The sequence below is a fragment of the Sphingobium tyrosinilyticum genome (assembly GCF_042654265.1).
Classification (GTDB): Bacteria; Pseudomonadota; Alphaproteobacteria; order Sphingomonadales; family Sphingomonadaceae; genus Sphingobium; species Sphingobium tyrosinilyticum.
The window spans coordinates 261518-282333 of the sequence record NZ_JBHSFZ010000006.1 but is presented as its reverse complement, the minus strand read 5'-3'; the positions used below and the strand labels follow the sequence as shown (position 1 = coordinate 282333).

Annotated in this window: 19 protein-coding genes and 1 tRNA gene; 11 read left to right on the top strand and 9 right to left on the bottom strand. The window is 60.0% G+C overall.

The genetic code is table 11. The features are described from left to right. Positions 1-302: 302 nt before the first annotated feature. Both ACFO3E_RS05760 and ACFO3E_RS05755 read right to left on the bottom strand, forming a co-directional pair. Entirely contained in the window at positions 303-2087 is a 1785-nt protein-coding gene (locus ACFO3E_RS05760) for a hypothetical protein (RefSeq protein ID WP_380803065.1), read from the bottom strand. Then, entirely contained in the window at positions 2080-3759 is a 1680-nt protein-coding gene (locus ACFO3E_RS05755; protein WP_380803063.1) for an SIR2 family protein, read from the bottom strand. The genes ACFO3E_RS05760 and ACFO3E_RS05755 overlap by 8 nt, the downstream gene beginning before the upstream one ends. A gap of 213 nt (positions 3760-3972) precedes the next feature. On the opposite strand from ACFO3E_RS05755, the gene ACFO3E_RS05750 reads away from it, so the two are divergent. Together ACFO3E_RS05750 and ACFO3E_RS05745 are read left to right on the top strand one after the other, a co-directional pair. Further along, positions 3973-4140, top strand: a complete 168-nt coding sequence (locus ACFO3E_RS05750; RefSeq protein WP_380803060.1) for a hypothetical protein — start codon at positions 3973-3975, stop codon at positions 4138-4140. 228 nt (positions 4141-4368) lie between these two features. Continuing rightward, the gene (locus ACFO3E_RS05745; protein ID WP_380803058.1) at positions 4369-5040 is read left to right on the top strand and encodes a DNA ligase-like domain-containing protein; all 672 of its coding nucleotides are present in this window, start codon (positions 4369-4371) and stop codon (positions 5038-5040) included. Between the two features lie 83 nt (positions 5041-5123). Here ACFO3E_RS05745 and ACFO3E_RS05740 read toward each other — a convergent pair whose 3' ends face one another. Continuing rightward, positions 5124-5360, bottom strand: a complete 237-nt coding sequence (locus ACFO3E_RS05740) for a DUF5818 domain-containing protein (protein WP_380803056.1) — start codon at positions 5358-5360, stop codon at positions 5124-5126. 296 nt (positions 5361-5656) lie between these two features. On the opposite strand from ACFO3E_RS05740, the gene ACFO3E_RS05735 reads away from it, so the two are divergent. Beyond that, positions 5657-6097 carry a CBS domain-containing protein gene (locus tag ACFO3E_RS05735; protein ID WP_380803054.1) on the top strand — a complete coding sequence of 147 codons (441 nt, stop codon included), beginning with the start codon at positions 5657-5659 and terminating at the stop codon, positions 6095-6097. Between the two features lie 166 nt (positions 6098-6263). Here ACFO3E_RS05735 and ACFO3E_RS05730 read toward each other — a convergent pair whose 3' ends face one another. The 3 genes from ACFO3E_RS05730 to ACFO3E_RS05720 all read right to left on the bottom strand — a co-directional run bounded on the left by ACFO3E_RS05730 (position 6264) and on the right by ACFO3E_RS05720 (position 8322). Then, complete coding sequence (locus ACFO3E_RS05730) at positions 6264-6992, bottom strand: hypothetical protein (RefSeq protein ID WP_380803051.1); 729 nt, start codon at positions 6990-6992, stop codon at positions 6264-6266. An 86-nt stretch (positions 6993-7078) separates the two neighbouring features. Next, positions 7079-7450 carry a glycine zipper 2TM domain-containing protein gene (locus ACFO3E_RS05725; protein ID WP_380803048.1) on the bottom strand — a complete coding sequence of 124 codons (372 nt, stop codon included), beginning with the start codon at positions 7448-7450 and terminating at the stop codon, positions 7079-7081. Positions 7451-7581: 131 nt separating this feature from the next. Then, positions 7582-8322, bottom strand: a complete 741-nt coding sequence (locus ACFO3E_RS05720) for a hypothetical protein (protein WP_380803046.1) — start codon at positions 8320-8322, stop codon at positions 7582-7584. 508 nt (positions 8323-8830) lie between these two features. Between ACFO3E_RS05720 and ACFO3E_RS05715 the strand changes: the two genes are divergently transcribed. The 3 genes from ACFO3E_RS05715 to ACFO3E_RS05705 all read left to right on the top strand — a co-directional run bounded on the left by ACFO3E_RS05715 (position 8831) and on the right by ACFO3E_RS05705 (position 13508). Then, on the top strand, positions 8831-9949 hold the full coding sequence (locus tag ACFO3E_RS05715; RefSeq protein WP_380803043.1) for an AAA family ATPase: 1119 nt from the start codon (positions 8831-8833) through the stop codon (positions 9947-9949). A 142-nt stretch (positions 9950-10091) separates the two neighbouring features. Continuing rightward, a complete protein-coding gene (locus ACFO3E_RS05710) occupies positions 10092-12194 on the top strand; it encodes a S8 family peptidase (protein WP_380803040.1) in 2103 nt (700 codons plus the stop codon). Between the two features lie 75 nt (positions 12195-12269). After that, positions 12270-13508 carry a hypothetical protein gene (locus ACFO3E_RS05705; protein ID WP_380803038.1) on the top strand — a complete coding sequence of 413 codons (1239 nt, stop codon included), beginning with the start codon at positions 12270-12272 and terminating at the stop codon, positions 13506-13508. Between the two features lie 253 nt (positions 13509-13761). Here ACFO3E_RS05705 and ACFO3E_RS05700 read toward each other — a convergent pair. After that, positions 13762-13838: transfer RNA gene (locus ACFO3E_RS05700), tRNA-Met, on the bottom strand. A gap of 233 nt (positions 13839-14071) precedes the next feature. On the opposite strand from ACFO3E_RS05700, the gene ACFO3E_RS05695 reads away from it, so the two are divergent. The 5 genes from ACFO3E_RS05695 to trxB all read left to right on the top strand — a co-directional run bounded on the left by ACFO3E_RS05695 (position 14072) and on the right by trxB (position 19347). Further along, positions 14072-15481, top strand: coding sequence for a circularly permuted type 2 ATP-grasp protein (locus ACFO3E_RS05695; protein ID WP_380803035.1), 1410 nt, complete (start codon positions 14072-14074; stop codon positions 15479-15481). A 199-nt stretch (positions 15482-15680) separates the two neighbouring features. Continuing rightward, positions 15681-16616: an alpha-E domain-containing protein gene (locus ACFO3E_RS05690; protein WP_066524140.1), complete on the top strand. Its 936-nt coding sequence runs from the start codon at positions 15681-15683 to the stop codon at positions 16614-16616. Between the two features lie 15 nt (positions 16617-16631). Next, positions 16632-17504: a transglutaminase family protein gene (locus tag ACFO3E_RS05685; protein ID WP_380803032.1), complete on the top strand. Its 873-nt coding sequence runs from the start codon at positions 16632-16634 to the stop codon at positions 17502-17504. Between the two features lie 24 nt (positions 17505-17528). Continuing rightward, entirely contained in the window at positions 17529-18266 is a 738-nt protein-coding gene (locus tag ACFO3E_RS05680; RefSeq protein ID WP_066524137.1) for a proteasome-type protease, read from the top strand. 118 nt (positions 18267-18384) lie between these two features. Next, positions 18385-19347: a thioredoxin-disulfide reductase gene (gene trxB / locus ACFO3E_RS05675; protein WP_066528545.1), complete on the top strand. Its 963-nt coding sequence runs from the start codon at positions 18385-18387 to the stop codon at positions 19345-19347. A 138-nt stretch (positions 19348-19485) separates the two neighbouring features. Here trxB and ACFO3E_RS05670 read toward each other — a convergent pair whose 3' ends face one another. After that, positions 19486-19776: an acyl carrier protein gene (locus ACFO3E_RS05670; protein WP_066524135.1), complete on the bottom strand. Its 291-nt coding sequence runs from the start codon at positions 19774-19776 to the stop codon at positions 19486-19488. A 29-nt stretch (positions 19777-19805) separates the two neighbouring features. Further along, the gene (locus tag ACFO3E_RS05665; protein ID WP_066524134.1) at positions 19806-20813 is read right to left on the bottom strand and encodes a GNAT family N-acetyltransferase; all 1008 of its coding nucleotides are present in this window, start codon (positions 20811-20813) and stop codon (positions 19806-19808) included. Positions 20814-20816 lie beyond the last annotated feature (3 nt).

The window sequence follows — 20816 nt, the reverse complement described above, 5'->3', positions numbered from 1 at the left end:
GATCTGCTCCCCTACAACTGGGTAGATAGCCGCGCCGCCGCCAGCGCCGTCATCGATCAGGCCGCCTAACGCCTCCCAGTGGGAGTGTTTTAGCGCTTACGCCCCACCTGCGGCAAAGAATACCTGACCACGTCGTCAGCGACAGGTTCCACGCCGACCCGCCGGTGCCGCGACCATCGCGCGCTGGCTAAGTCAGTTGCGGGTTCGCGGAAGCGGATGACCGTTCGCTGGCTTTCCGCCCAGTAGGACAGGCGCCGGTCCTTGAGACAACTCGCCCCATCGACGCAAGCAGGTCAGTTTTTTCAGCCGCCCAGTGATTTCAGCCGCTGATCCCACTGCCGGAATGCCGCGTCGTCGACTAGTTCTGGCGCAGCTTCTGATGCGCGGTCGAGGATCGCCCGCAAATCCGTATTAGCCCAATTAAGCGACGTGGGATCGATCAGTTTTTCGATCAGCACCATCGTCTCTCTGGGGTGCTGTTCCGGGTGGTCTGAACTGGCGAGTTGGTGAAAGACATAGTAGCCTTCGCCGCGCGCGAAAAATGTGCTCACCAGGGCTAGAGCGTCAGGAAATGCTTTTTCGGTTGCGATAGCTGCAGCAGCGAGCTGTTCGGAGATGCCCGGTGCACGCAACGCCGGATCGCTGGGCCAGACCCGTTTCAACCAAGGCTCAACCCGCGTGCGCCATACTATATCAACTTTTGACTGCCTCCCGTCTTTGTCTGTCGCTTCGACTGCCTCGCCTTTCGCCTGCTCTAGGTAGGTGGTTATCCAGTCGGCGGCATCCCGTCGCATGTCTTCTGGCATTGCTCGGATAGCTGCACGAACTGCATCTCGAGGCAATTCTTCTATGCCGAATTCGACCCCCGCCAGCATCAGCAACTGTGCGAGATTGCGACGAAATCCGCCCAGCCTCTCGAGTCGTTGTGGCGAGAATAGGTCTAGGAAACCCGATCTTATCGCAGACCACAGCTCGGGATCTAATCGAGCGTGCCAGCCAAATCCCTGCCACAGTGCCTGTGATTCCTCTTCATCCTTCCAACTGAAGCCCGGTAGCAGCACTCGTTCGACCCAAAGTGGGTCGACGGCGTTTAGGTAGGACAACCGAGCCGATGCGATCACGCGGGCGGGGCGATGCTCGAGCCGGCTAGTCCCCATCAGAGTGTCTAGCCGATTGATCATGTCTGATGGTATGCCGGCGCCGATTTTGAGGTCGCGTCCAAACAATGCGGCGAAAAAGCCTTGAGCGAGATAGCCCATTGAACAGTTGATAGCGAAACCAACCCAGTCAGTTTGGCCGCTCTCAGCCTTATTTGAGGGATCCTGCCCCGCGGCGGCGAGCGTTCGATCGAACTGGCGCCAGAACTGGTCTGCCAAATCTGATTTGTCCGACGCACTACTAATAGCTTGGATAATCTCGGCCGCCGGCTGTGAAAAATCAGGAAGGGAGAACAAGGCATCCGGCACATTGCTTAGCAATGCTAGCAGCCGTTCTGCGGAGCCCGCCTTCGTATTATCACGAAGCCCCCACAGTCCATAGCGCCAAATATCAGAACGGCCATGCGTTTCGAGCGAAGTCAACATTTCTAGCACGAGGAGCACTCGATCGCCATCGCTGGCGGCCAACTGACGCCAAGCATCGAGCAGTCCTTCACGATCTTCGCTCTCATGAACTAGCGCGTCGAGCAGGCCATTGTTGTCGAGTGCGATGAGGTCGTTAATGCCGTATTTGGTGCCGGGACCGAAACGGCTCTCTTGCCAAATGGCGAAGTGAGCCTGCTCACCGGGAGGCGATCGCCAATCGGGATAAAGCTCACGAAGGCGCAATAGTTCGGCTTTGAGCGTCGGCGTTAGAGGGGGATTTTGAACTCGACCGAGGACTGCAATACGGTCGAAAATTCTTCGGTCTCGGGAAATCGTCAGCTCTGCAGGTTCGAGCCCCGCCATCAGTTCATCGGGGGGGCCGGCAGTGATAGCTGCTGAAAGCAGGTCGCGGCCAGCACCATCCAAGGCCGGCCAAAGAGTTTGGAGGAGGTCCATCGCCTCCTTCCTGGAGGATGATTGCCAAAGCATCGGCAGGTTAGCCATTAAGCAGCACCTCCAGCTTTTCCGCCGGCGAAAATTGTGAGCTTCTACGAACTGCCGCCAGCGTTAACCGTCGAAAGGCGGGGTATGGAGCGCGCCGCCACCCCTCGACCAAGTTCCTACTCATGGGTCCATCGTTTGCTTCGACCCAGCACCATCCTCGCCAGATTAGATCGAATAGCCTGGTCCAGCGCTGATGATTGTTATTTTGAGCGTGCGGCTCGATCGATGGGCGTTGCATGGCGCTTGGATCGCGGAAGTCATCGGCCTCCCCGGCTACAGAGTAAAGATCGAGTACATCTCGGAGCAGCTCAACGAACAGATGCAAGTGTTCCCCGCAAAACTGATCCGAGTCCGAAAGCTCCTCGATCGCTGTCAGGATGGTCTCGACGTGCTCATCATCAGCCAGTTCGACCTCTACCTCGGCAAGGTGTGACAAACGCGAGTAGTCGCGTGCTAGAGCGGCTTCATCATCACCATGCCAGTAACTGTAGAACGATTGGCTCAGTGTGAGCACCGGCCGCAAAGCTGCAGCTAGTTCGCGAGCTGTCCAGGGTCCGCCAGGCTCCGCCCTGAGTAATTTTGCAAGATCCCAGGCGACGAAGTAGCGAGGAAGCCTCCACGCCCAGTTTCCTTCAGCCGAGAGTATTCGCCAAAAACGCCTATACCCTTCTGGCAGACTCGTTTCCGCCAGCAACTGAGCGCGAATGGCTTCCCTCAATGATGGATGAGGCCATCTACTTTCGCGCAGCCGATCGATTATCCATGTGACCAGATCGAGGGTGCTGAGGTGTCGTGTCAGCCAAGTCATCAGTTGAAATGCAGTGGGATCGAGTCGTCTGTGGCCATCGGTGATCTTCGGAAATAATTGGTTCAAGTAGCGGGGGGGCAGAGGCGGAGCGTCCCGTCCGTCGCGATGCGCTGCTTCGACAGCCATTTGATGAACCTGCAACGCTTCTTGTTCATGGCGTGCGATCATGGTTAGCCATTGGATCGGCGGCGGCGGACTGATTGCCGCAAAAATTCGTGCGCCATGCCCGGCGTCATCTTCACGCCCGATAGTTGCCCAAACTAGATTATCCACATCGCTGGGATGCAGCGTCTCCGGCTTGCTCGGAGCTATTCGCGCGATCATCACACCAGTGTTAGAAAGGTAATCCTCTCGGGCATTCGCCCATGCGACAAGCGTGCGCCTCAGCTGGGAATGCCGGCGCATCTGATTGTAAAATATCGGCTCGAGATTGCGCTCGCGCCAATGCTGCGCGTCTGGCGGGATTCGGCCCTTATAAGGCAGAAATATGTAAGCTGGACCTCGGGGGGGGCGGCCACGCGCGCTCCCATCCTCTGCAGCGAACGCATCCGTCATATACCTTAGAACCGGATCGTTCAGACTGTATCCTATGAACAACACGGTAAAGTCGGCGAACAACCGAGCCACAAATCGGGCTGCCCAGGCTTCCGTCAAATAAGCTCGGCCGAAATCCGCGCTAGTTAGGACGAGATGATCATTGGTTTCCTCAGCCGAAGCGAGCCGGCCGTGAAGATAAACGATGCTCCGCCAGCTGGTCACATGATCATTGCGAGGAATGGGTAGCACTGGTCCAGAATGGAGATCCCGGCCCATTACGAGCCCACTCTGCGCCTGTTCGAACAATGTATCGAAATTGGTGGTCACGAGGCGCAATCCGTTCCCTCGCCGCATTTTCGCCAGTCTTAGGATTGCACGATGAAGTTCTAGGTCGCTGCACTGCTGGTCTAGTCGTTCTGCGACTTTGCGGCGGACTTCGGAGGGTGTGAACCGGCTTTCGACGGCACCAAGCATACGATCAGGCCATAACCAATCAGTGCTTTTCGCGGAAGGTAGCGGCACACCCAGTTCGCCGTAACAATGGCGCACAAGACCGGCGTAGCTCGGGAGGCCGGCACCCATCGAAATGCCCGCGCCGCAGAATATCACGACCCGATCATCTTCGAGCTGCTGGACCAGGCGGTCAGGAACGAATGGTCCTTTTGGGACGAAGGTCGGCATAACGTTTCTTTATCTCGAAAGGTCTGATCAACGGGGGGAGGGGTCGCCAGATTGTGCCTAAAGGCGAAATTCGCTTTGGCGAAGTAATTCATACGTTGGTCTTCCTGCGAATGCCAACCGCTGACTTACGTAAAAAAATTTTCGGCGCACTCGTGTTTTTTTTGGGGTCACTGGCCGCTTTGGTTTTCGCATTCCCCAGGTAGGACCCGGGAATTTTCCTTGATTTCCTGCGGCTCTCAGCGCCTCATCGCCCTCATGCTCACCATCCGGAATGACCCTGATGCGCTCGCATCTCTGCGGCTATTCACGCCACCGCCGCTCGCGCCGCGTGATCCCCGGTTCGTGCGTGGTCCATCTGAACTCTGCACCCTGGCAGTGAAGTGGGACGGTACGGTGCCGGGCGGCGGGCTCATCGTGCAAGAGAAGGTCGATGGCATTCGCGCGCTGTGGATCGACGGACAACTCGTCACGCGCGAAGGGAACGCCATCGGCGGGACCAGCCATATTGCCGCCGCCCTTGCCCGGCTTGAGCAGGCTTTCGGCCGACGCATGATGTTCGACGGGGAATTTCAGGTCGGCGCTGCGCTACAGCCGACGCTCCGCCACTTCGCCAACGGCGGACGCTATGGTGACGCAGGACACTTGTTTCTCTTCGACGCGGTGCCGCTGGAGGACTGGAGGACCGATCGGTGCCAGATACCCCTTACGGCCCGCTTAGATGTGCTCGACGCTGGCGGGGCTGCTCTGAGGGGAGATGCCGTCTCGGTCCTGCCCCGGCGGCTCGTTGCAACGCCGAGTGCAGTGCAGAGGGATGCTGAGGGCATATGGGCGCGCGAGGGCGAGGGGCTGGTCGCTAAGGTGCCCACCTCCCTCTATCGGCGGCGGCGCGATATGGCGTGGGCTAAAGTCAAACACTGCGTGGGATGAGAACATTCTTTCGTTTCCAACCTTATGCCGTGATGGCAATACCTTGCGAGCGCGGCGATTAGCACCACGGGCGCATTCAGGTTCTACATCGTAGGCGGGATGAGCGTCCGTCGGATCGGCTCACACGCCTCTATCCAGTTCACCGCGATTGCTTCGGCCCCCGTTCGGATGCCTTCAACAATGACGTTGGTTTGCAGGAAATGGCCGACGTTCTTCAGCAAGCCGATTTCCCAAAGCGCACCATTTCGCGCCTGAACGTATAGGCTGACCGCTCCAGCGACCAGGACGCCTTCGAGGCGGAAGTATGAACCGATATTCATGTGGGCCAGATACGCGGCTCTCAATGACCGCGCCAGGACAGGCCCTCCAGCTCGTGCAAATAAGCCGATGGGGCGAGCCTAGTCAGACATGGACGACCTTTCCGCGACTGTCAGTCGGGTTGCTTGTGATGCGGCCGGAGCACGGGCGGGGTGGATTAAGAAGCATAGCCCTCCCGCTCGGGTGGGGCATCAAGCCGACATTTCGGGTGTATGGGCGGAGAAGGAATGAGTTTGGGCCACCCCGTCCGCGCATGATATGATGTCAGCACAAAAGCCCGCGCAGTCAGGAGGGCCGTATGACGATTTCGGGCACTATGCGAAGCTGGGGCGACGTTGTGACCGTCACGCCCCGGGAGACGGTGTGGCATGTCGTCGAGCTGCTGGCCGATGAGCGCATCGGTGCGGTCCCGGTGTTCGATGGGGAGCGGATCGTGGGGATCATGTCCGAACGTGATCTGATCAACGCACTCCGAACCAACGGCGCAGAGGTGATGGAATGGACGGTCGATCGGGTGATGACCTCACCCGCTTTCACCGTCGCCCCCGATACGACGGTCCTTGTCGCCCTGTCTATGATGACACGGTTGCGCGTCCGTCATCTCCCGGTGGTGGAGGGCGATCGGGTGGTTGGGTTCGTGTCGATTGGCGATCTTGTAAAATCACGGCTCGATCAGATCGAGCAAGAAGCTGGCGCAATGCGCGCCTACATCCAAGGCGACTATGAACGGCACATCTAAACCCCCTAGCTCGAACGGACTCACCAGGGTGCGGTCTGCTATTGGTCGCCTCCAGAAGGGCTGCTTTGTGCCGGGACAGATTTCTAACCATTTGGATTGATCACAAAAAATGGCGGACTCCTGAGCGCTTTGGGTTCCCGATCCCCTGGGTAGGACCCACGCATTTTCAGGGCCCACCGTCGGCGCGCGCTCGCCCGACGATCCCGGCAACACGGTTGGGCGGAGTGGTGGCCGCAGGGTGCTGCTCAGCTGGTGCTGCTACTCCTCTCCGATGAAGGAGCCGCCGGCCAGCGAGCAGCCCGAACACGACAAGTCCCGCGATGCTGATCGGGCCCAGGCCGCGTCCCATGAATGGCGTGTGGTCGAATGCATGCGGTAACAGGCTGCCGATGATGTCGATGAGCAGGCCGGGCCCGACAAGGAATAGCGCGATGACTTCCAGCGTCTGGAAGGCGACAGGGCGCGGGGGAGGCGCGGGAGCGACCGGCATGGTTGCCAGCCGTTTGTCGACCATCACATTCACGCCGCGCACTTCCCGCCAATGGTTTAGCAGGACGAGCAGCGGCCACCATGTCAGGATAAGGAGGACCGACACAAAGGAGGCGCCGGGCACGCCTGAGGCATCGATGATCCGGTCCCAGCTGAGCACATGCACCTTGCCGAGTGTCCAGATGGTGACGGGGATGGAGAGCGCGAAACCCCACTTCGCGCGCCTGTTCACCGCCCGCATTGCTTGGCCGAAATCGTCTATAAGGGCGCGATGCTGCTCAGCGGTGAGCCAGACAGCTTGCCGGCCATCTTGTCGCAACATGCGAATGCCCTCGGCATCGGTATAGGTGCGATGCTGGAGGCGCCGCGCTGCTGCGGCAATCAGAGGTGCAGGTGTGATGGCCATTGCGCTGTCTTCGACGAGGGATTGAACCCATGCCTACAGCGCAATGGTAAAGCATCAGTATGGACCGCCCGATGCAATTCGGCGCATCAGCAGCGATGCTTGCTGTCGATCTCCTTGCCGATCAGCGCGCCCGCGCCGCCGCCGATGAGCGTACCGGGCAGGCGGTCACCGCGAGTGTCGACCGACCGACCGAGCAAGGCGCCGGCGGCCGCACCTACCAGCAGGCCAGTGGTGCCGCTGGTTTTGCAATCCCGACGAACATACCGGGGCCGGTCATCGCGGTAATAGCGGCGGTCATCGTAGGCGCCCCGCCGATAATAGCGGTCGCCATCGTAATCGCGGTGATGCTTGTGCCAGCCGCGATGCCTGCCGTTATCATGCGCCAGTGCAACCGAGGGCACAGCGCTGCACAGCGTAGCGGCCAAGCTCAGCGCCAGCGTGATTTTCTTGATCCCCATGACAATCTCCCTGTGTTGTCATGGGGATATGGCTGGCGCTTCTTGGCCGCGACCTGAATGAGCGGTTTAGCTGACGTTCAGCTAAGCGGCCGAGAATACGGGTTGGGCGCGCACCGCAGCCGACGCCTTGTTTATTGGCAGGTATCGCAGCGGATCTTGGCGCGCCCCGTAGGAGCCTGGAATGACGAAGAAGCGGGTGCGACGCTTGTCGGCGCAGTCGGTGCTGAGACCGTCATCGGCGAGGGCTGAGCGGCGACGGCATGTACCGCCATCGGGGCGGAAAGAACAGGGGCAGGGCCCGCGAACGCGACAGGCAGATCTTCCTTCGTGCGCGCGACCAGTTCACGGCCCTGGGGGATCGTGCCGCTCTTGCCGGTCACGAAACCCGCGAACACGCCCACCGCGATGACGGTGCCGACAGTGGCCACGGTGTTGCCCTCGCCCTCCTGACGATAGGTGCCCGTGAGCGGAATCTGGCGGCCGCCGACCTCAACATATTCCAGGCCGATCTCCATCTTGCCGGACTTGCCGAAGGCGCCCTTGTTGGTGAGCCAGGTGATGCGGCCGACGCCGCGGCTGCCCTTGGGAATGATCACGTAATTGCCCAGCATCACGTTATGGACCACGGACAGGCCGAAGGTGTCGCCCTCGCTATATCGGTTGCCCTTGGTGGTGATGGTGTCGTTCATCGCCAGCGTGATCTGCGTATTGGCCGGCAAAACAGCTGTGGCCTGCTGCACCTGCGGCTGGGCAATCAGCATTGCGGGCTGGGCCGCAATGGGCGCCGCCGCCGTCGCAGGCGGCGACATCTGCTGCGCATTCGCCGGCACTGCCAGGCCAAACGCGATCGTTCCAAGAATTGCTGGTTTCATGATTCCCCCTCCTTGCGCGGCGCGCGCCCCTGCGCACCACGACTCATAGGTGATTATTACCTATCCGGAAGGAAAAGACAGCGTGTTCGACCGTCGCAATTCGCTACGCTCCGCAACGGTACAGCCGCGAAGGAGCAAGGCGCCCGTAGTTAGGCCTGACGAGCAATTTCGTCACCCTGCCCGATGCATGAAAACACCGGTGGTGCCTGGGTTTTTCAGGAGTCTTGAACTGACGCAATTCTGACGCTTACGTAAAAATAGCGTCACTTTCTCATTCTCGTTTTCGAGAATCCGTTGCATCTGCAGCTTCAGTCGATGAGTGGAAGCGCAGGCTAAGCTGATTTAAGGCCTTGGCCGCGACCGAGATGATACCTGGCTGCCATTTCGCTTTGCGATATGGTGTAGGCTGAACTAAGTGGCCGGGAGACCGCAAATCTCCTGTTCATTGCAGTTTACACATTTTGATATTTGGTTGACACATTTTGGCAGGGCCGTTACAGTTCTGCCTATGGAAGTTGACAACTCTCTTATCCTGAAGCTGTTTGAAGCCGCTCTTGGCGCCGATTACACGACGGTCCGGCGCATCGGTGGTCGGCTTGCACGCGATCTGGCTGCTGGCAAGGAGGGTGATGCGGCTAAATCGCTGGAAGCTATGCTGCGGAAGCGCGGCGTGCCCCTTCAGGCTTCGGGCTATGTAGAAGCAATCCCGCGCGACGCTGGTTCGCGGCTGCCACTGGTTGAAGAAGCTCCGTGGCCGACATCCCCGTTGTTCCTCAACACCGATGCAGGTCACGTCATCGAGCAATTCATCGAGGATGCCAACAATATCGCGCTGCTAGCCGCGAATGGCATTTCAGCGCGGCTCGGCATCCTGCTGTACGGCCCACCGGGAACGGGTAAATCGCTGCTGGCCGGTCATCTTGCGGCGCGGCTTGGCCGGCCGTTCTACGTTGTCAGACTCGACTCGGTGATCTCATCACGGCTTGGTGAAACATCCAAGAACATCCGCGGAATGTTTGATTTCATTCCGACGAAGGATGCAGTCCTGTTTCTCGATGAAATGGATGCGATCGCAAAATTGCGGGATGATCGTCACGAGCTTGGTGAGTTAAAGCGGGTGGTCAACACAGTTCTGCAAGGCCTCGACTCGCTCGCGGATGAGGTGATCGTGATAGGTGCGACTAACCACCCGCACTTGCTGGACCCTGCAATCTGGCGTCGTTTCCCATATAAAGCGGAGTTGCTCCCGCCTGACAGCGAAGTTCGCGCGGCAATGTGGAAGCACTTTCTTTATCAAGGCGGCGAGGACGGCGAAGCCAGTGCTTTGCTGGCACGACTGTCAGAGAATATGACGGGTGCCGATATCGAGAATTTTGCACATGCTGCGCGGCGTCGGGCGGTACTCAGCCGACGGGAGCCCAGCCTCCCGCACATCCTGCTGGCTATAACGTCAAGCACTAATGGCGTGCCCAAGCTGCCTGACAATCATGCGCTGTCCGCCGACGAAAAGAAGTCGCTGGCACAGCTTTTGGACGAACTCGAGTTGCCGAGGACTGAGATTGCAAAGAGGCTTGGGCTCAGTCGGCAGATGATCCACCGCTACCTGAAGGGGAGCGACGATGCCTGACGAGCGCCGACCATTACTTAACCCAGTTCTTCGGTTCACCAAAGAGCCAAGGCCTGAATCCATCACAGGCCGGGGCAAGGCAGTAGGTGGCATTAAGATCGAGCGGCTGGCCGATCAGCGTGCTAAGCTCTCGAGTGAAGCGATGGCGATGGCACGTCAGGTGGCGCATCAGCCCCGCTTCAATGATCGCGCTGTCGTCTATGCCTCTATGTTCGAGGATTCGCTCGCCCCTACGTGGACCCCGGGCGATCTTTTTCGCTTTGAAAATGGCGCGCGCCTTGTTGCGCCCTATGCCCGTGGTTACCTTGTGGAAATGGATACCCGCGCAATTGAGCGCTTTGCGGTATTCGTCGCCAATTTTGGTACGATCCGGGACCAAGTCGATATATCGCGGGTCGAATCCGTGCGGTTTTTCACCTCGAAGGATGTGCTAAGCGATCGCACGATCGAAGCGCTTTGGGAGCAGGCGCCGCGCCGAGAAAACGGCCGTGCCTTCTTCGCATCGCTGATGCCGTTGCGCGATCAATATGCGGTAGAGCATCTGCTTCAGGCTTTTGCGGGTTTGCGCGATGGCACGATCCTTCCGCCCTCGCGCCAACTTATGCTCGATCTTGCCGTTGAAGCGGAAACAGGCGGTGACACGGCGCTCGCTCGCGCTGTGCGAGCAATTAGCGGTACGGACCGAATCGGCCGCGCGTTGCGCGACTATCGCCTGCATCAGCGCGCTCGAACGACGGTGATCGTCGAAAGCCCCGAGGCGTTACAGCGCGTTGCCGCATCGGGCGCGGTGATGCGTCTCGATCCCGTGCTACCCATAACCGTCGCCGACCCGGGGGAGGGGCGCGAGCCGGACCGCCCCCTCCCTGCCAATCTGTCCGGCTTGCCGATTGTCGGTGTGGTTGATGGCGGGTTGAACGCATCCTCCTATTTTCCTGCCGAGGCTTGGCGGGCACCGCCGTTGGTCCACGGCCCTGCAGCGGAGGTCATGCACGGTAATCGTGTCACCTCGATTGTTGTGCAAGGTCACGAATGGAACAACAACCTTGTGCTTCCGGCTTTGCACTGCCGTGTCGGAACAGTCCCAGCGATCGCCAAGCGCGGTCATCCAGGCCCCGACCAAGAGGAACTGATTGAGTATCTCGATGCCGTGATGACAGCGCATCCCGAGACCAAGGTCTGGAATTTGTCGTTCAATCAGGATCTTGCGTGCGAAGTTGATGCGGTTAGCTATCTGGGGCACGCACTGTCGATGCTCGCACGCAAACATGGAGTTCTACTAGTCAACTCCATCGGCAATGCCCCGGGCGATTGCGCGAAGCGGCCGGCAGACTGCGAGGCTGCGTTGACGGTCGGAGGGCGCTTGCACGATGCGGCGGGGCGCCCTGGTGACAGCTGCACAGTAAGCCTGTCCGGTCCGGGACCATGCGGTATGCTTAAGCCCGACATTTCGCATTTCTCACATGTCCGGGCATTAGGCGGGGCGATCATCTCAGGATCCAGCTTCGCGACCGCGTTAGCTTCGCCGCTGGCTGCCCACACAATGGACCGGTTACGCGAACCTGACCCCGACTTGGTTCGGGCATTGCTGATCCACACGGCGGATGGCGAGGGATTCGATGTCGCTAAGGGGTTCGGAACACCCGACCTCGTCACTCTCCCTTGGGAATGTCGCCCTGGCACGGTCACGCTGCAGTGGAAGGCGTCGCTTCGCGACCGGGCTTCGTACTACTGGGAACTTCCGATCCCTCCCGCCCTGCTCAAAGATGGGCGCCTGCGGGGTAAGGGGCGGCTGACCGCTGTTCTTAACCCGCACCCAATGGTCGATGAGTTTGCGGGGCCGAATTATTTCAGCGCACGGCTCAACACTGCGGTACAATATCCCAAAGGTGACAAGTTCGCGAACTTGCTCGGATCGATGGACACCGACAAAGTACCCGAGGCGATTGCCCGCGCCGTTGATCATAAATGGTGCACCGTTCGCAATCATGCCAAGGATTTCTCGACCCGTGGCTACAAGGTCGACGGCAATGTGCTACGCATCTATGCGCGCATCTACACTCGCGATCACTATGTGTACGGCCTCTCGCCGGATGAGGTGTCGCCTCTCGATGCGGTATTCGTGCTGTCGCTCAGCGGGAGCGATGAGCGTGACGATGTTTATAATCAGCTTCGCGATCAGCTCGGTTCGTTCGTCGAAACAGCAGTCGTAGAATCTGACATCGACATTGATCACCTGGGAGGCTGATAAGGTACAGCTTATTCTGCGCGGTGACGGGTATGCGGTAAAAAGGGCCTGCTAGCGATTCGCCGCGGAGGCATCATGGCGCGCACGTTCACCCGCCAAGAATTTTATGACCTCGTTTGGTCGAAGCCGCTGACGCATCTGGCAAAGGAGTTCGTCCTTTCTGATGTGGCGTTACACAAGATTTGCAAGAAGCATGATATTCCGCATCCGCCGCTAGGCTGGTGGGCTAAGAAGGCGGCAGGCAAGCCTGTGAAGCAGGCGCCGCTGCCACCCCTCGAAGACAGAGTGTTGGCGCAAATAACGATAGCGGCCGGTGAACTACGCGCTGAGCCAGATCTGATTGCCGGTGCGCGCGAAAGGGCCCGTATCCTCGCCTCTGCTGTGGTGGAAGATGACCCGACGCCAAATCAAATAGTGGAGCGCACTATCGCTGAACTGATTCGGGCGAAGCCAAACGCGACAACCAAACTCACTAAGGTTGAAAAGCGCGGGTTGATTAAACTCGAAGTGGCGCCGGAATCCGCTGATCGCCTGGCGCTGGCCCTCAATCGTATCGCTGCCGTGGGCGCACCGATGGGTATTCGGATCACTAGCACTGATGCAGCTGCAGCATTTGAGTGCGACGGTGAGATGATCTGCTTCTCCGTGACGGAAAGCACAAGCCGTGAAAAGCACGTGATGACAGCAGAGGAGCAGTCGGAACTTGCTGCTTGGGAGAAAAAGCAGGCGAAAAGATGGACGAGCAAAGACCCTTGGGAGCGAGAGACGCTGATGGGTTTTTCCCGTCCTCGCTTTCCCGAATTTGATTATGCCCCAACTGGGCAGCTCTCCTTCGAACTTGAGCAGCGATACATCCGAGACGGCAGCCCACGCCGCCTGTTCCGTGATGGAAAGACGCAAAGATTAGAGAAGATGGCAGCTGATATCGCGGTCGGCATCGTGGTGCTGGCTGCCGCGATCAAGGACGATCGTCTGAAGCGCGAGGAGGCCGCGCGTCGCGAAGAGGATGAGCGGCAGCGGCGCGAAGCCGTCCAACGCGCTAAACACGTGGCGAAGCGTCGCAGTGAAGGCCTTGATCAGCTGCTGGAAGAGGTGAGTTCTCTCGATCGGCTGCGGCGGCTTGTGGTGGCATTGCGAGCCGAGCTAGGTCTAGCGGCGTCGGGCCGAGTTGGGGCATTTGTCGCGTTCGCCGAGGCTCGGCTCGAAAAAAGAGAAGCTGCGTTAACGGCGGAAATCCTGGAACAGCGGCTGGCCGACGCGAAACTCTTTGGCGAAGACGACGACTTCGATTTTCATCTGGCGCGCTACCGTTGAGCTCCGCGGCGTGGTGACGGCATGGAGTGCTAAGCTCACACATCAGAAACATGGCGGTTTTCTGGACGCGCGCAGCACGAATTTTACCGACGGGGCCATTGTCGCGCATGTTGCAGCTATGTTGCACGGAGCCGCCGAAGTTGGTTGAAATTGACGTAATTCTGCGGATTTTCTGAACTGCATGTAAATGCGAAAAGGCCGGCCGATAGCCCAACTCATCGCAGCTAGAACACTGATTTGGAATGGTTTTCGATGGTAGCGGAGGAGGGACTTGAACCCCCGACACGCGGATTATGATTCCGCTGCTCTAACCAGCTGAGCTACTCCGCCCCAAGGGCTGCGCCGGGCTGCTCGGCCCTGCGGTGAGGCGGCGCTATAAGCAGCAGGATCGGTGGGGTCAACGGGGTTTGAGGCCCTCACGCAAATTCTCTCTGCATCGTGCAGGCGCAAAAAATATCGGCAGCTTCAGGCGCGCTTACGTTTTAGAGCTTGCAATCACGCACGTGCGTTGCACTAATGTTGCAATGCACAACCGGGGGCGCCCCCGAGGGAGGATCGACACTTTGCCCTTCCACGAAATGTTTGAGCCCGATGGTCCGATACGCCCCTGCTATGCGGAAGTGCAGAGTTGGGTGGAGCGAACAGGCATTGCCGGGCTCAATCGTCGATTGGAGGAAGCGGAGGCGATCTTTCGCCGGATCGGCATTACCTTCGCTGTTTATGGGGAGGGCGGGGATCCGGAACGGCTGATCCCCTTCGACCTGTTGCCGCGTATCTTCACCGCGCAGGAGTGGCGCGTGCTGGATCGCGGCATTCGCCAGCGGGCGCGGGCGTTGAACGCTTTCCTGCATGACGTCTATCATCGCGGTGAAATCGTGAAGGCGGGCATCATGCCGGCCGACATCATCTATCAGAATAGCGCCTATCTGGCCGAAATGGCGGATTTCACGCCACCGGGGAAAGTTTACAGCCATATCGTCGGAATCGACATCGTGCGCACTGGCCCCAAGCGCTTTGAAGTGCTGGAGGATAACTGCCGCACCCCTTCGGGCGTGTCCTACATGCTGGAAAATCGCGAGATCATGACGCGCATGTTCCCCGAGCTATTCGGGCAGGGGCTGGTAGCGCCGGTCGATGATTATCCCGCCGAGTTGCTAAAGAGCCTGAAGGAAGTCGCGCCGCCTGCCTGCAAGGGCGATCCGGTGGTAGTGCTCCTGACGCCGGGATCGCTTAACAGCGCCTATTATGAGCATAGCTTCCTTGCCGACCTGATGGGGATCGAGTTGGTGGAGCCTGCCGACCTGTTCGTCGATGAGGAGCGCGTCTGGATGAAGACGACGCTCGGCCCGAAACAGGTGGACGTCATCTACCGCCGGATCGACGACGAATATATCGATCCTTTGGTGTTTCGGCCTGACAGCCTGCTCGGCGTTCCGGGCATCTTCAACGTCTATCGCAATGGCGGAGTGACGCTGGCTTCCGCGCCCGGTGCAGGGATCGCCGACGACAAGGCGGTCTATATCTATGTGCCGGAAATGATCCGTTTTTACCTGGGCGAGCAGCCGATCCTGGACAACATCCAAACATGGCAGTGCGGCAAGCCGGACGAGTGCGCCTATGTGCTGGAGCATCTGCACGAACTGGTTGCGAAGGAGGTGCATGGATCGGGCGGCTATGGAATGCTGATCGGTCCCAAATCGACCAAGGACGAGATTGCCGCCTATACCGACCGCATCCGCGCCAATCCAAGCGAATTCATTGCCCAGCCGACGCTGGACCTGTCCACCGTGCCGACGCTGGGACCGGCGGCGGTGGTGGGGCGGCATGCGGATTTCCGGCCCTATTGCCTGGTTGGGAAGCAGATCCGGCTGGTGCCCGGCGGGCTGACGCGTGTTGCACTGACAGAAGGGTCGCTGGTGGTGAACTCCAGCCAGGGGGGTGGGGTCAAGGATACATGGGTGTTGCAGGATTGATGGTGGGTGTGCGGCGATCTGGCCCAGGGCGGCCTGCAAATGGCACTGTTTTGCGCTTACGGTGCTCACGTGCTTTGAACACGCTGCGTTGGAATGAGGCGCATCACTCGTTCCAAGCTTCTCGAACAGCACCATTTTCGGCTCCCCCTGAGCCCAATCGCGGCACACCCAAGTTCACGTTTGACCGGGAACTTGCTGCATGCTGAGCCGGACCGCCGAAAACCTCTTCTGGATGGCGCGGTATATGGAACGCGCGGAGGCTACCGCCCGCCTGCTGACGATGGGGCAGCGCATGGCGATCCTGCCGGGGGCGCACCATCGCGATGAATGGCGGTCTGTCGTGCGGGCCACGGGCAACGGTAGCCGCGTCTTTCCCGAAGGCGTGCAAGTGACGGAAAGCGATGCTGTTTCCTACCTGATGTTGGACCTCGACAATCCCAGTTCCATCCGGTCCTGCCTTCTCAAGGCGCGCGCCAATGCGAAGTCGGCGCGCACCATGTTGACGCAGGACATGTGGGAGGCGCTAAACGAAGGATGGCGCAAGCTGGACAGCTATGATGTGGGGGAGGCGCGGCAGCAGCTTCCCGCGCTGATCGACTGGGTCAAGACGCGGGTCATGACCTTTCGCGGGGCGGCGCATTCGGGCCAGTTGCGCAATGAGGGGCATGATTTCCTGCGCACGGGGTCTGCGCTGGAGCGGGCGCAGATGACCTTGCGGCTGTTGGACGTCAAATATTATGTGCTGTTGCCCGAAACTGAGGTGATCGGGGGCAATCGCGATCATTATCAGTGGACGTCGGTGCTTTATGCGCTGTCGGGTGCGCGCGCCTATCATCATGTCTATGGCGGCACCTATACGCCCTGGCAGATCACCGATTTCCTGATGCTCAACCGCCTGTTTCCGCGCAGCGTTGCCTATTGCTACGATCAGCTCGCCTACCGCCTTAACCGGCTCGCGGGCTGGCACGACAGCCGAGGCGCGTGCCATGAAACCGTGCGGCAGATGGTAACCGATCTGGAACAGCTGGACAGCGGGGAGATTTTCCGTGTCGGTCTGCATGAAACGGTGCAGAGCGGCTTGCGGATGACCAACAGGCTGGGCGCGGAAATCGCCCGGACCTATCATTTCGGCTGAAGGAGACAGGGCGCAGTGAAATTGCTGGTCCGCCATCAGACCATTTATCACTATGCCGCTTCCGCTGGCCGGGTCGCGATGCGGCTGAAACTCACGCCGATCGATACGCGCGCACAGAAGGTGCTGGATTGGCAGGTGAGCGTGAATGGCGACCCCGTGGAGCCGTTTCGGCGCAACAGCTTTGGCGAGATGGAGGCGGTTTGGATCCGGCACGACCGGCTGGATGACGCCGTCATCGTGGCGGAGGGACTGGTTGAAACCTGCGACACCAACGGCATGCTGGGCCGGCTGAACGGAGCCGTGCCGCCGGCCTATTTCCTGCGAGAGACACGACTGACCCGCGCTTCCGACGCAATCCGAGCGATGGCAAGATCGCTGCCGGAAGCAGGTGGCACGCTGGCCCGGCTTCATGCGTTGTCGGCGGCGGTCAGCGATGCGGTCGCCTATCGCAGCGGCGTTACGAACTCCAGCACCACCGCAGCGGACTCTTTCGCGTTGGGCGCCGGGGTCTGCCAGGATCATGCGCAGATATTTATCGCGGCGGCCCGGTCGATCGGCATCGCGGCACGCTATGTGACCGGCTATCTTCTGGCGCGGGGCGGGGTTGCGCTGCATGAAACCCATGCGTGGGTCGAAGCATTAGTACCGGATCTGGGATGGGTCGGCTTCGATCCTTCCAACCGGGTTTGCGTGACCGAACGCTATCTGCGCCTTGCGTCAGGACTCGACGCCCATGCCGCGGCTCCGATCCGGGGGTCGGTGACGGTGGCGGGAGATATCTGGATTGACGCGGACGTCCGGATCGCGCAGGCGGAGGAAGGGGTGGAAGAAAGGCAGCTGCAACGGCAGCAGCAACAAAGCCTTCAGCCAACCACCTCGCAGGGTTGAACGGATATAGGAGCCCCCTGGGCGATGACCTATTGTGTGGCGGTGCGCGTCGATCGGGGACTGGTCATGCTGTCCGACACCCGCACCAATGCGGGTATGGACAATATTGCGCGGTTCCGGAAGAGCTTCACCTATAGCGTTCCAGGCGAGCGGGCGATGGTCCTCCTATGTTCGGGCAATTTGTCGATCACCCAGGGCGTCAAGACGATGCTGGGCCAAGCAATCAAGGATTCGCAGCTCGATCCTGAGGTGGAAAGCATCCTCAATTGCGCGACGATGCACCGCGCGGCGCAGCTGGTCGGTGACGCCATGAGCGAGATGCAGCATCATTATCGCAGCACCATCGAAATGCAGGGTGCAGGCGCCGATGCGTCGATCCTGGTGGCGGGACAGCGCCGGGGAGGCAAGCCGCGCCTCTACCTGATCTACTCGGCGGGTAATTTCATCGAGGCGACGGAGGATACGCCCTTCTTCCAGATCGGTGAGCATAAATATGGCAAACCGATTCTGGACCGGATCATCAAGCGCGACACGACGCTGGAGGATGCGACCAAGGCGGTGCTGGTGTCGATGGATTCCACCCTGCGGTCCAACCTGTCGGTCGGCATGCCGCTCGACCTGACGGTGATCGAGCGGGACAAGTTTGACTTTCGCGTCCGTACCCGCATCGAGGCGGATAATGAGGAGTTTCAACTGCTGTCGCACAGCTGGTCAGCGGCGCTGCGCAAGGGGTTTGAGGACCTGCCCAACGTGATGGATTGACGGTTAGGGGAGGGCAGCTTCCGCCGTCCCAAGGAAATCCATGCCATTGTCGGGGTTGCGCGCTGGGCCGTGCTGCTTATGTCGTCCCGACGAACGAATCCAAGATATGGGGAATCTGATGACTGCCACCCATTCCACACGCATGCTGATCCTGGGGTCGGGTCCGGCCGGGCTTTCCGCCGCCATTTATGGCGCGCGCGCAGGTCTGGCGCCGATTGTGGTGCAAGGCATGCAGCCGGGCGGGCAGTTGACCATCACCACCGATGTCGAGAATTATCCCGGCTTTCGCGATGTGATCCAGGGCCCCTGGCTGATGGAGCAGATGCAGGCGCAGGCCGAGCATGTCGGCGCGAAGATGATGTATGACCAGATCATCGACGTCGATCTGTCCGATCGTCCGTTCCGGCTGAAGGGCGACAGCGGCACCGTCTATTATGCCGACAGCCTGGTGATCGCGACCGGCGCGCAGGCGAAGTGGCTGGGCGCAGAGGGTGAGCAGTTGTTGCAGGGCAAGGGCGTGTCCGCCTGCGCCACCTGCGACGGCTTCTTCTATCGCGGAAAGAAAGTGGTGGTGATCGGCGGCGGCAATACCGCGGTCGAGGAGGCGCTATACCTTACCAACCACAGCCATGACGTGACGCTGATCCACCGCCGCGATTCGCTGCGCGCGGAGAAGATCCTGCAGCAGCGGCTGTTCGCGCATCCGAACATCAAGGTGCTCTGGAACCAGAAGATCGATCGGTTCGTCGGCGGCGGCAACCCGGAAGGGCTGGTCGGTGTGGACCTGATCGATACGGTCACGGGCAAGGCGTCGCATATCGAGACCGATGGTGCTTTCGTCGCGATCGGACATCAGCCCGCGACCGAGCTGTTTGTGGACAAGCTGCCGATGGATGAAGGCTATCTGCTGGTGGAGCCGGGCACGACCCGCACGGCCATTCCGGGCGTGTTCGCTGCGGGTGACGTCAGCGACAAGATCTATCGTCAGGCGGTGACGGCGGCCGGCATGGGCTGCATGGCGGCGCTGGATGTGGAGAAATTCCTGGCCGAAGCGGATTTCGAAGCGCTGGCGGCGGAGTAAGGCCCTGGCGGGCGTAGCTCAATCTCCGTTCGTGTGAGCAAAGTCGAGGTGCGTCATGCGTGATGCTTTTCGACTTCGCTGGGAGCGAACGGAGGCCGGTCGAATCGTTCCTATCAGGCAGGGACGGCTAATAAGGGTTCAGTCTGCGACCTTCGCCTGTGCGAAAGCGGTCAGCGTTCCGAATGTCTCGAACGTCTCGCCGTCGATATCGTCATCCTCGATCAGGATGCCGAGGCGATCTTCCATTTCGGTGAGAAGCGTGGCGACCGCCATGGAGTCGAGTTCCGGAAGCGCACCAAAGAGCGGGGTGTCGGCATCGAAAGCATCGACCCGATCCTGTGACAGGCCCAGCACGTCGCGCAGCAGATCGCGCATCGCGTTTTTTACGTCGCTTGTCCGGTCGACCGGCATAGAGGTTTCCGCCCGCATGATGGGGGGCTTACCTAATCGTTCCGCCTCTAGCCCACAAGGGCGGAAATGGCCGTTCGCGCGGCAGGCAGCCACGTAGAGGCGAATCGCGGATTGAAGAAGTCGAGCCGGTACAGAGTCTGGCGCTGCTCCATCCATTCGGCCTTATAGTTGTTGTCGCCGGTGCCATAGTCGATGAGTTGCACCCCATCCTGATCAATCGCATGGGCGAACATCGCGTGGCTGAGCAGCGTGCCTGGCGATGCGCCGTCGAAGGCGCGATCGTGGGATAGTTTGTGGATCAGCGCCACATCATTTTCGACGGTCCATAGCTGTGTCGCCACCGGCTGCGCGTTCAGCCTCGCAAAGCCCAGCCTGAGCGTTCCGGCGGCAGCTTCGCGTTCGGCCAATGCTCGAAGAAAGGGGAGGCCGGGCTCAGGCTGTTTCCAACTGCTCGCATGGACCGCGACATAATCGTTCCAGAGCGCGTCCGTCACTTCGTGGCGAATATCGATAGTGAAGCGGCCTGCGCGCGCCTTCCGCTGAACCTGGTTACGCAGGCGACTGGGACGATCAGCCCAATAGGTGGCGAAATCGCGGCCGTTTACGAGAAGCAGGTGACGCCCGCCCATCGGCCGCCGCACCCCGAACCAGCCGCTACGCCGAAAGGCGTCAAGCAGCATGTCGGCATTCTCCGCGACAGGATAAAGATCGATGTGGCGGCCGGTCTTGAACAACTCGGCCGCGAGCACCTCCGCTAGCCTTCGCTGCGTGGGTGCGTCCGGATTGCCGAGATAGACCGGCGACCAGGCGAAACTATACCAGTTGGCGAGCGCGCTTTGCCGTTCCGGCGAAGGAGAGAGCAGGAATAGCCATGCCTCCACCTCTTCTTCGATCACTTGCAGGGCGCGGAGGGGCTGCCGGGCAAAGCAATGGCTGTGAAGAGATTCGAACCAATCGATGCGGTTGAACAGCGATGGTGTCGCGGCGCGCTCCATCTGTCCTGCGAGCGCCATTCGCGCATCGGCGATCGTGCTATATTCCCTTGTGACCAGCAAATC